The sequence below is a fragment of the Cellulomonas algicola genome, from assembly GCF_003851725.1.
Lineage (GTDB): Bacteria > Actinomycetota > Actinomycetes > Actinomycetales > Cellulomonadaceae > Cellulomonas > Cellulomonas algicola.
In genome coordinates this window covers 1-9,840 of sequence record NZ_BHYL01000322.1, presented here as the reverse complement: position 1 = coordinate 9,840, position 9,840 = coordinate 1, and the positions used below count along the sequence as shown (strand labels likewise).

The following is a 9,840-nucleotide window of genomic DNA, read 5'->3' as shown; positions in this document are numbered from 1 at the left end:
GTCCGAGGGGACGGTCCTCACGCTGGCCGACACGGTCGCCGCGCGGGCCGCGTCCCACGACCCGCGCCTCCCCGCCGCGACGGTGCTCGGCAGCGTGCTCGACGACGCGCGCGCCGCGCTCGAGCTCATCAGCGCCGAGCACCCGGTCCTGCGTCGTGAGCACGTCCCGGACGCCGGGGCGTGCGCGCTCCTGGTGGTGCTCGACGCGCTGCACCGCGCGGTGACCGGGACGCCCGAACCGACGACGCCCGCGCCCTGGCTGCCGCCCGTCGAGCACCACGCGCACGCGGACCACGAGGGGAGCGGGGCCTTCGAGGTCATGCTGGTCGTGCGCGCGGACGCCGACGAGGACCTGGCCGGCCCGCTGCAGGCACGGCTGGCGGAGGTCGGCGACTCGGTGGCGGTCGTCGGCGGGGACGGCGTCTGGCACGTGCACGTGCACACCGACGACCCGGCGGCCGCCATCGACGCGGCGGCGCTCGGGGCGCGCGAGCAGGCCGTCGTGCGGCTCGTCGACGCCCCGCACGGGCAGACCCTCGACGACGCGGAGCCCGCGGCCCGCTGGGGGCTCGTCGCGTGCACCGCCGCTCCGGCCCTGGCCGCCTGGTACGCGGCGGCGGGCGCGGTCGTGCTCGTCGTGCCGGACACACCCGTCACCGCGACGCACGTCGCGCGGGCGGTCGCCGACACGGGAGCGTCCGACGTCGCGCTCCTGCCCGGGGGCGTCGTCGGGGCGGAGGCGCTCACGGACCGGCCCGGCACGGTCGTCGAGGTGCTCGACGCGGATGACGAGCTGCGCGTCGTCGTCGCGACCCTCGCGTTCGCGTCGTCGGCGTCGTCGTCCGGGACGGCGGCGGCGGTGCACGACGCGGTCCGCGCGCTGGGCCGGCTGCGGGTCGTCCGCGTCGACGACGCGTCCGCGCTGCCCGCGGCCGTCGACGACGTGCTGACCGGGCCGGGCGGCGAGAGCCTCACCGTGCTCCACCGCGACCCGCTCGACGACGCGACGTCCGCGCACGTCGAGGCAGCGGCCGCGGCGCGCGGGCTCGAGCCGGTGCTCGTCGGGCCGACCCGGAGCGGGGCGGCGTTCTGGGTGGGGGTGGACTGATGGCGCGGCGGGTGCAGGGCGGTCAGGGCGGTGTCCGGTACGTCGACGGCGTCGAGCCGCGCGGCGGGTACCTGGACTCCCCGGTGACGTCGGTCGCGCCGCGCGCGGGCAAGCCGTTCGCGGCGCTCGGGATGCGGACCGTCGGCGACCTGCTGCGGCACTACCCGTTCCGGTACGCCGACCCGGGGACGCTGACCGACATCGCGAGCCTGCGCGTCGGGGACACCGTGACGGTCGTCGCGGACGTGCGGCAGGCCGTCGTGCGCCGGGCGCGGTCGACGAACGCGTCGCGGCTCGAGGTGCGGATCACCGACGGTCGCGCCGAGCTGCAGCTCATCTTCTTCGGCGGTGCGCGGCACCACGAGCGCCTGCTCGTCCCCGGGCGGCGCGGGCTGTTCACCGGGCAGATCTCCGCGTTCGGCGGGCACCTGCAGCTCGCGCACCCCACCTACGAGATGTTCGACGACGACGGCGAGGGCGAGCGGGTCGCGGTCGAGCGCGCGTCGTGGCCGCGGCCCGTCTACCGGGCCGGCTCGGGGCTCGACACGACGAAGATCGCGGCCGCCGTCCGCACGGTCCTCGGCACGCTGCGCGACGAGGACGTCGTCGACCCGGTCCCGCCGGAGCTCCGCGAGGAGCGCGGGCTGGCGGACCTGCACCGCACGCTGCGCGACCTGCACGAGCCGCACACCGCGGCCGACTGGCAGGCCGCGCGCGACCGGCTGCGCTACGAGGAGGCGTTCGTCCTGCAGGCCGAGCTCGCGCGCCGACGGGCCCGCGCCGCGGCCGAGCCCGCCACCGCTCGCCCCCCGGTGGCCGACGGCCTGCTCGCCGCGTTCGACGCGCGCCTGCCGTTCACGCTCACCGCGGGCCAGGTGGAGGTGGGCGAGACCATCGCGGCCGAGCTCGCACGTCCCGTCCCCATGCAGCGGCTGCTGCAGGGCGAGGTCGGGTCCGGCAAGACGCTCGTCGCGCTGCGCGCGATGCTCCAGGTCGTCGACGGCGGCGGCCAGGCCGCTCTGCTCGCGCCGACCGAGGTGCTCGCCGCGCAGCACGCCCGGTCGCTGCGCGCGCTGCTCGGCGACCTCGCGGAGGGCGGCATGCTCGGCGGCGCGGACACCGCGACGCGGGTCGTGCTGCTCACCGGGTCGCAGTCGACCGCGGCCCGCAAGGCCGCGCTGCTCGACGCGGCGAGCGGTGCCGCGGGGATCGTCGTCGGGACGCACGCGCTGCTCTCCGCCACGGTGCAGTTCGCGGACCTCGGGCTCGTCGTCGTCGACGAGCAGCACAAGTTCGGCGTCGAGCAGCGCGACACGCTGCGCGCCAAGGCGTCCACCAGCCCGCACCTGCTCGTCATGACGGCGACGCCCATCCCGCGGACCGTCGCGATGACCGTCTTCGGCGACCTCGAGACGTCGGTGCTCCGCGAGGTGCCCGCGGGTCGCAGCGGCGTCGTGACGCACGTCGTGCCCGCGGACAACCCCGTCTGGATGTCGCGCACGTGGGTGCGCGTGCGCGAGGAGGTCGACAAGGGCGGCCGCGCGTACGTCGTGTGCCCGCGCATCGACGGCGACGACGACCAGGGCGCCGACGACGCGGACCTCGTCCGCGAGGACGCGCCCGAGGACGACGCCGGGCCGACCACCCCACGCCGCCCGCTGCGCGCGGTGCTCGAGGTCGCCGCCGAGCTCGCCGAGGAGCCCGCGCTGTCCGGCCTCGGGGTCGGCGTCCTGCACGGGCGCATGCCGCCCGACGAGAAGGACCGCGCGCTCGCGGACTTCGCGTCCGGGCGCGTGCCGGTGCTCGTGTCGACGACGGTCGTCGAGGTCGGCGTCGACGTCCCCGAGGCCACCGTCATGGTGATCCTCGACGCGGACCGGTTCGGGGTGTCGCAGCTGCACCAGCTGCGCGGCCGCATCGGGCGCGGCACGGCACCGGGTGTCTGCCTGCTCGTGTCGACGGCCGAGCCCGGCACGCCCGCGGCGGAGCGCGTCGACACGCTCGCGCGCACGTCGGACGGGTTCGCGCTCGCGAGCTTCGACCTCGAGCAGCGCGGTGAGGGCGACGTGCTCGGTGCGTCCCAGTGGGGCGGGTCCTCGTCGCTGCGCCTGCTGCGCGTCACGCGCGACGGCGACGTGATCGAGCAGGCGCGCCAGGACGCGCGCGCGCTCGTCGAGCGCGACCCGGAGCTCGCGTCGTGGCCCCCGCTGGACGACGCGATCCGCGCGCTGCTCGCGGGGGACCGCGAGGAGTTCCTCGACCGCACCTGAGGGCGCGCCCCCGCCGGATGACGGCGTCACCACGGACGCGCCGTCGCGGCTCGTCGCGGCGGTCCCGCACCCCGGCTGGTGCGTCGACGAGCCCCGGTGCGGCGTGCACGGGTGGGCGGTCTACCCTGGCGGGCGTGTCGAAGCCCGTCGTGCGCGCCCAGGACCTGGTAGTCGGCTACGGCGGGGCACCGGTGTGCGCGCCGGTGAGCTTCACGCTCGCCCCGGGCAAGGCGGTCGCGCTGGTCGGCGCCAACGGCTCGGGCAAGTCGACCGTGCTCAAGACGATCCTCGGCCTGCTCACGCCCGCGCAGGGCACCCTGCGCGTGTTCGGGGACCCCGTCGACGAGCGCGACGTGCTCTTCCGCACCCGGGTCGCGGCGGTGCTCGACGACGACGCGTACTTCCCGGCGCTCACGGTCGCGGAGCACCTGTACCTCACCGCGCGCGGCCACGGCGTGCTCGGCGCCGACGGCGTCGTCGACACGCTGCTCGACGAGTTCGGGCTGTCCGACCACCGTCGCGCGCTGCCCGTCGCGCTGTCCTCGGGCCAGCGCCGGCGCCTGCTCCTCGCCGCCGGGTTCGCGCGCCCGCGGTCGCTGCTGGTGCTCGACGAGCCCGAGCAGCGCCTCGACCGCGCGATGCGCGACCGGCTCGCCGACCGCCTGAACGTCGAGAAGCGCGACGGCGGTGCGGTGCTGCTCGCGACGCACGACCCCGACCTGGTGCGTGCGGTCGCCGACCGTGCGGTGGTCGTCTCGGACGACGTCAGCCGCGTGGTCGACCCGGCCGAGGCGGCCCGCGTCATCAGCCGGGAGAACCCGTGAGCGACGAGGCGGCCGTCGCGCCCTCCGACGTCGGCGAGGTCCCGTCCGCCCGGGCCATCCGTCGCTACACCGCGCACGCGGGCAACGCGCGCGGCGGCGCGAACCTGGGGTCGGTCCTGTCCGACGTCTACTACGCGGTGATCGCGGTCGGCGTGGGCGTGCTCGTCGCGCTCGGTGCCGCGCGCACCCTCCGGCTCGAGGTGCACCCGGCGTCGCACGTGGTCACGGGGTGGGCGCTCGACCTGTCGACCCTCGTCGCGGTCGTGCTCGTCGCGGGCGCCGGGGCGCTGCTGTCGGTCGCCGGTCGCCTCGGGCCCGTCGGGGCCGGTGGTGCCGAGGCGGCGTGGTGGCTGGGCCTGCCCGTCGACCGGCGGGGCCTGCTGCGGCCTGCGTCCCTGCGCCTGCCGGTCGTGGCCGGACTCGTCGGCGGTGTGCTGGTCGCGGTGCTCGACGCGGGGTTGCTGGCCGAGTCCGGCAGCACCGTCAGCCGCGTCGCCGTCGCCGCCGCGTTCGTCGCCGCGGCCGTCGTCCTCGTGGCCGCCGCCGCGCAGACCACGGGTACCGCGCGCCGCACGCTCGCGCTCACGGGCGACCTCGTCGCGGTGACCGCGCTCGCCGCGGCCGCGGTCCTGCTCGTCACCGACGTCCAGGTCCCGCCGCCCGCGCCCGGCTGGGTCGTCGTCGCCGTGCTCGCGGTGCTCGTCGTGGGGCTCGGCGTGCTCGTCGACCGCCGCCTGGCGCACATCCCGGAGCGCTCGCTGCGCGAGAGCGGCTCGGTCGCGGCCCAGGCGGTCGGTGCGGTCGTCTCGCTCGACTCGCGCGAGCTCGGCCGCGCGCTCACCGACGGCGCGCTGCCGTCCGCGCGTCGACGCGTCAGCCGGCTGCGGACCGCGCGCGGGGCCGCGTCCGCGCTCGTCACGGCCGACCTCGTGGTGCTGCGGCGCTCGACCCGGCACCTCGTGCAGCTCCTCGTCGCGGCGCTCGTGCCCGCGATCGTCGTGGTCGTCCCGCAGCTCGCGTCCCCGTTCGGCGTCCTCCTGGCCGTCCTCGTGTCCGGCTACGTCGCGGCGAGCGCGACGGGGGAGGGCGCGCGCCGCGCCGAGATGGCCCCCGTGCTCGACCGGCTCCTGCCGCTCGAGGCGAAGACGGTCCGGCGGCTGCGCATGGTCGTCCCCGGCGCCGCGATGCTCGTCTGGTCGCTCCTGGCGTTCGCGGCCGTCGGGCTGTGGGCCGACCGGCTCGTCGGGTGGCTCGCGCTCGCGGTCGCCGCGACGCCGGTCTGGGCGGCCGCGGCCGTCCGGGCCGCGTACCGCTCGGCGCCGGACTGGTCGGGACCGCTCGTCTCGACGCCCATGGGTGCCCTGCCGGGCGGTGTCGCCGCGGTGCTCGCCCGCGGGCCCGACGTCGTCGTGCTCGGCCTGCTGCCCGTGTGGATCGCGATCCTCGTCGGCCGGACCGGGCCGGTGTTCCTCGCCGCGCAGGCGCTGTTCTCCGTGATCGCGGTGCTCGTCGCGTCGTCGATCGAGACCCGGCCCCTCATGGAGCGGATCATGGACGCGCAGGAGAACCCGCCCGAGAAGTCCGGGGCGCGGCGGTGACGCGCATCGTCGCCGGGGCCGCGGGCGGCCGCACGCTCCAGGTGCCGCGCCGCGGCACGCGGCCGACGAGCGAGCGCGTCCGCGAGGCGCTGTTCTCCCGGCTCGAGCACCTGGGCGTCGTGTCCGGCGCGCGCGTGCTCGACCTGTACGCCGGCTCGGGCGCGCTCGGGCTGGAGGCCGCCAGCCGGGGCGCGGTCGCCGTGACGCTCGTCGAGTCGTCGCGCGACGCCGCCGACGTGTGCCGGCGGAACGCCGCGACGCTCGGGCTCCGCGGGGTCACCGTGGCCGCCGAGCGCGCCGAGAAGTTCGTCCAGCGCCGGCCCGTCGCCCCGTGGGACCTGGTGCTCGTCGACCCGCCCTACGACGTCGCGGAGCCCGACCTCGGCACGGTGCTGGCCCACGTCGCACCGGGCGTCGCCGACGACGGCGTGCTCGCCGTCGAGCGCTCGTCACGCTCGCCCGAGCCCACGTGGCCCACCGGCTGGGAGGGCGTCGAGCGGCGCGTCTACGGCGAGACGGTCGTCTGGTTCGGGGAGCGGACGCCGGTCGACGGCACCCCCGACGACGGCGGGCAACCCGACGACGCCGCGGGCGACGGCGACGCCGCGGACGGGCGAGCGCCGCGCCCGGACGAGGACTGACCCGGCCGCGTCCGACGGGCGCGCACCGGCCGTTCGCCTACCCTGGCCGGGTGACCACAGCCGTCTGCCCGGGATCCTTCGACCCCCTCACCCTCGGCCACGTGGACGTGGTGCGGCGTGCGCGGACGATGTTCGACGAGGTCGTCGTCGCCGTGGCGCGCAACTCGTCGAAGACGCCGCTGCTGACCGCCGACGAGCGCGTCGCGCTGGCCCGCGCGGCGCTCGCGCACGTCGACGGCGTGCGGGTCGAGGCGGTCGACGGACTGCTCGCGGACTTCGTGCGGGAGCAGGGCGCGTCGGCGGTCGTGAAGGGCCTGCGCAGCGGCGCGGACTTCGACGCCGAGCTGCCCATGGCGCTCATGAACCGGCACCTGTCGGGCGTCGAGACGGTGTTCGTGGTCGGCGACCCGGCGCTCGCGCACGTGGCGTCGTCGCTGGTGAAGGACGTGGCCCGGTTCGGCGGGCCGATCGACGACCTGGTGCCGGCCGAGGTCGGTGAGGCGGTGCGCGCGGCGCTCGCGCGGACGGGAGGGAGTGCACGATGACCGACGAGGACGCGACGACCCGGCCCGAGGGCCTCACGGGTGTGCTGGACGCGATCGCGGCGGCGGTGACGCAGGCCCGGGCGATGCCCATGTCGTCGTCCGTGCTGGTGAACCGGGCGGAGCTGCTGGACCTGCTGGACCAGGCGCGCGACGTGCTGCCCACGCAGCTCACGCGCGCGGACCAGGTGCTCGCGGACGCCGACGCGGCACGGGCCGAGGCGCGGGGGCAGGCGGACCGCATCATCGCCGAGGCACGGCAGCGCGCCGACGAGCTCGTCGACTCGGAGGCCGTCGTCGTGGCGGCGCGCGAGCGGGCGCAGCAGATCGTGCAGGAGGCCGAGGAGTCGGCGACGGTCCTGCGGCGTGACGCGGACGACTACTGCGACCGCCGGCTGGCGGACTTCGAGATCGACCTCGGCAAGGTGCTGAGCCAGGTGCAGGCGGGTCGTGCGAAGCTCGCGGACCGGCTGGACGGTGGCGCGGACGACCGGTCGGAGGGCTCCGTCCTCTGAGCCGAGGCCCCGGCTGACCGGCCGGTCGAGCAGCCCGTCGACCGGTGCCGTCGGGCGAGGTCGGGGCTGATTTGGGAGCCCCCGGTCGCGTGTCGTAGAGTTGGCGGTTGGTCCTGCCGGTCGTGGCGTGGACCGAGATCCAAGACGAGGGGACCTTCGGCCGTGCAGCGCCCTGTTCACCTCGATCCCCGTTCGCCGTTCGTGCTCGACACGCATGAGCTCGGCCGACGTCCGGGATCGACGCGGACCGTGCAGCTCACGGTCGGTGCCCCGGAGGATCTCGGGACCGACGTGATCGGCATCCGTCCTGGTACCGACATCGAGCTGGACCTCCGGCTCGAGGCGGTCATGGAGGGAGTCCTGGTCTCCGGATCCGTCCGTGGCCGGGCGGTCGGGGAGTGCGTGCGCTGCCTGGAAGAGGTCGTCGAGGACGTCGACGTCACCCTCCAGGAGCTCTACGTCTACCCCGAGCGCGCCGCCGCTGCGGTCGAGGAGGGCGACGAGGACGAGGACGTGCGTGAGCTGGAGGGCGATCTGATCGACCTCGAGCCCGCGCTGCGGGACGTGGTGGTGCCGGCTCTGCCGTTCCAGCCGCTGTGCCGCCCCGACTGCCCGGGTCTGTGCTCCGAGTGCGGAGCTCGCCTGGCGGACGACCCTGACCATTCGCATGAGACGCTTGACCCTCGCTGGTCCGCCCTGAGCGGCCTGTCGAGCAAGGTCGACGAGACGAAAGAGAGCTAGCCGTGGCGGTTCCGAAGCGCAAGATGTCGCGCAGCAACACCCGTGCGCGTCGGTCGCAGTGGAAGACCACTGCCGCGACGCTGACCTCGTGCCCCGTCTGCAAGGCGGACAAGCTGGCGCACACCGCGTGCCCGTCGTGCGGTGCGTACAACGGCCGTCGCTACGCCGAGGCCGTGCGCAGCGAGCACGAGGCCCGCTGACACCCTCGCTCGTCGCCGTGACGCACCTGACCGCCCTGTGACCGGGATGAGTGCCGCGGCCGACAGGCTCATCGAGAAGCTCGGGGTCCACCTGGACCCCGAGCTTCTCGTGCTGGCGCTGACCCACCGCTCGTTCGCGCACGAGGCCGGTGGCATCCCCACGAACGAGCGGCTCGAGTTCCTCGGCGACACCGTCCTCGGTCTCGTCGTGACCGAGTCGCTCTACCGCCGTCACCCCGACCAGCCCGAGGGTGCGCTCGCGAAGATGCGGGCCGCGACCGTCTCGCAGCGTGCGCTCGCCGGTGTCGCGCGCGACCTGGACCTGGGCGCGTTCGTGCTGCTCGGCAAGGGCGAGCTCGCGACCGGCGGGGCGGACAAGGACTCGATCCTCTCGGACACGCTCGAGGCGATCTTCGGCGCGGTGTACCTGTCGCACGGGCTCGAGACGGCCCGCACGGTCGTCGACCGGTTCGTCGGGCCGACGCTCGACGCGGCCGCGGGCCTCGGTGCGGGGCTCGACTGGAAGACCTCGTTGCAGGAGCTGTCCGCGGCGCTGGGCCTGGGGGCTCCGTCGTACGAGGTCGTCGGGGAGGGTCCCGACCACGCCCGGACGTTCACCGCACGCGCCGTCCTCGCGGGCGAGGCGCGCGGCTCGGGCACCGGCCCGGCGAAGAAGCTCGCCGAGCAGCACGCCGCCGAGGACGCCTACCGCACCCTGGAGGCGCTCGCGGCGCTCGGGCCGGCCGCGGACGGCGGACCCGACGGCCCCGCGGGGGACGTGCCCGTCCCGGCCGACGAGCACGCCGTCGCCGCCGCGGACGCGTCCGTCGAGGGCTGAGGCGGGTGCCGGAGCTCCCCGAGGTCGAGACCGTCCGTGACGGGCTCGCACGTCACGTCCTGGGCCGGACGGTCACCGGGGTCGCCGTCCACCGCGACTACAGCGTGCGGCGGCACGTCGCCGGACCCCTCGACTTCGGCGGGCGGCTCACCGGCCGGCGACTGGACGCGGCGGTGCGGCGCGGCAAGTTCCTGTGGCTGCTGCTCGACGGCGAGGACGACGCGCTCCTCGCACACCTCGGCATGAGCGGGCAGCTGCTCGTGCGTGACGCCGCGAGCCTCGACGAGGCGGCCCGGCACCCCCACCTGCGCGTGCGGCTCGGGTTCGACGACGGGTCGGCGCTCGACTTCGTCGACCAGCGGACGTTCGGCCACCTCAGCGTCCCGGACCTCGTGCCGACACCCGACGGGGAGCCCGGCGGGCTCGGCTCGGACCGCGCCGCGGTGCCCGAGCCCGTCGCGCACATCGCCCGTGACCTGCTGGACCCCGCGCTCGACCGCGCGCGCCTCGTCGAGGCCGTCCGCGCCCGCCGCACCGGGGTCAAGCGCGCGCTGCTCGACCAG

The 9,840-nt window shown here is 76.3% G+C and carries 11 protein-coding genes; all 11 read left to right on the top strand.

What is annotated here, in order from left to right:
• A partial coding sequence (locus CTKZ_RS17820) for a fatty acid kinase subunit FakA-related protein (RefSeq protein ID WP_503825974.1) occupies positions 1-1,108 on the top strand: 1,108 nt, incomplete at its 5' end.
• On the top strand, positions 1,108-3,378 hold the full coding sequence (locus CTKZ_RS17815; protein ID WP_200829804.1) for an ATP-dependent DNA helicase RecG: 2,271 nt from the start codon (positions 1,108-1,110) through the stop codon (positions 3,376-3,378). The genes CTKZ_RS17820 and CTKZ_RS17815, both read left to right, overlap by 1 nt.
• Before the next feature lie 134 nt (positions 3,379-3,512).
• Entirely contained in the window at positions 3,513-4,202 is a 690-nt protein-coding gene (locus CTKZ_RS17810; RefSeq protein WP_124344189.1) for an ABC transporter ATP-binding protein, read from the top strand.
• On the top strand, positions 4,199-5,800 hold the full coding sequence (locus CTKZ_RS17805; RefSeq protein ID WP_124344188.1) for a DUF6297 family protein: 1,602 nt from the start codon (positions 4,199-4,201) through the stop codon (positions 5,798-5,800). The genes CTKZ_RS17810 and CTKZ_RS17805 overlap by 4 nt, the downstream gene beginning before the upstream one ends.
• Positions 5,797-6,441 (top strand): 16S rRNA (guanine(966)-N(2))-methyltransferase RsmD, encoded by a 645-nt coding sequence (rsmD, locus tag CTKZ_RS17800; RefSeq protein ID WP_124344187.1) that lies wholly within the window; start codon positions 5,797-5,799, stop codon positions 6,439-6,441. The genes CTKZ_RS17805 and rsmD overlap by 4 nt, the downstream gene beginning before the upstream one ends.
• Positions 6,442-6,491: 50 nt before the next feature.
• Positions 6,492-6,986 carry a pantetheine-phosphate adenylyltransferase gene (coaD, locus tag CTKZ_RS17795; protein WP_124344186.1) on the top strand — a complete coding sequence of 165 codons (495 nt, stop codon included), beginning with the start codon at positions 6,492-6,494 and terminating at the stop codon, positions 6,984-6,986.
• Positions 6,983-7,498, top strand: coding sequence for a hypothetical protein (locus CTKZ_RS17790; protein WP_124344185.1), 516 nt, complete (start codon positions 6,983-6,985; stop codon positions 7,496-7,498). Before coaD ends, CTKZ_RS17790 begins: the two co-directional genes overlap by 4 nt.
• 162 nt (positions 7,499-7,660) lie before the next feature.
• Positions 7,661-8,239, top strand: a complete 579-nt coding sequence (locus CTKZ_RS17785) for a YceD family protein (protein WP_124344184.1) — start codon at positions 7,661-7,663, stop codon at positions 8,237-8,239.
• 2 nt (positions 8,240-8,241) lie between these two features.
• Positions 8,242-8,439 carry a 50S ribosomal protein L32 gene (rpmF, locus tag CTKZ_RS17780; RefSeq protein WP_124344183.1) on the top strand — a complete coding sequence of 66 codons (198 nt, stop codon included), beginning with the start codon at positions 8,242-8,244 and terminating at the stop codon, positions 8,437-8,439.
• 46 nt (positions 8,440-8,485) lie between these two features.
• Complete coding sequence (gene rnc / locus CTKZ_RS17775; RefSeq protein WP_235843543.1) at positions 8,486-9,277, top strand: ribonuclease III; 792 nt, start codon at positions 8,486-8,488, stop codon at positions 9,275-9,277.
• Between the two features lie 5 nt (positions 9,278-9,282).
• Positions 9,283-9,840 (top strand): DNA-formamidopyrimidine glycosylase family protein (locus CTKZ_RS17770; RefSeq protein WP_307720319.1); only part of this gene is annotated, 558 nt, incomplete at its 3' end.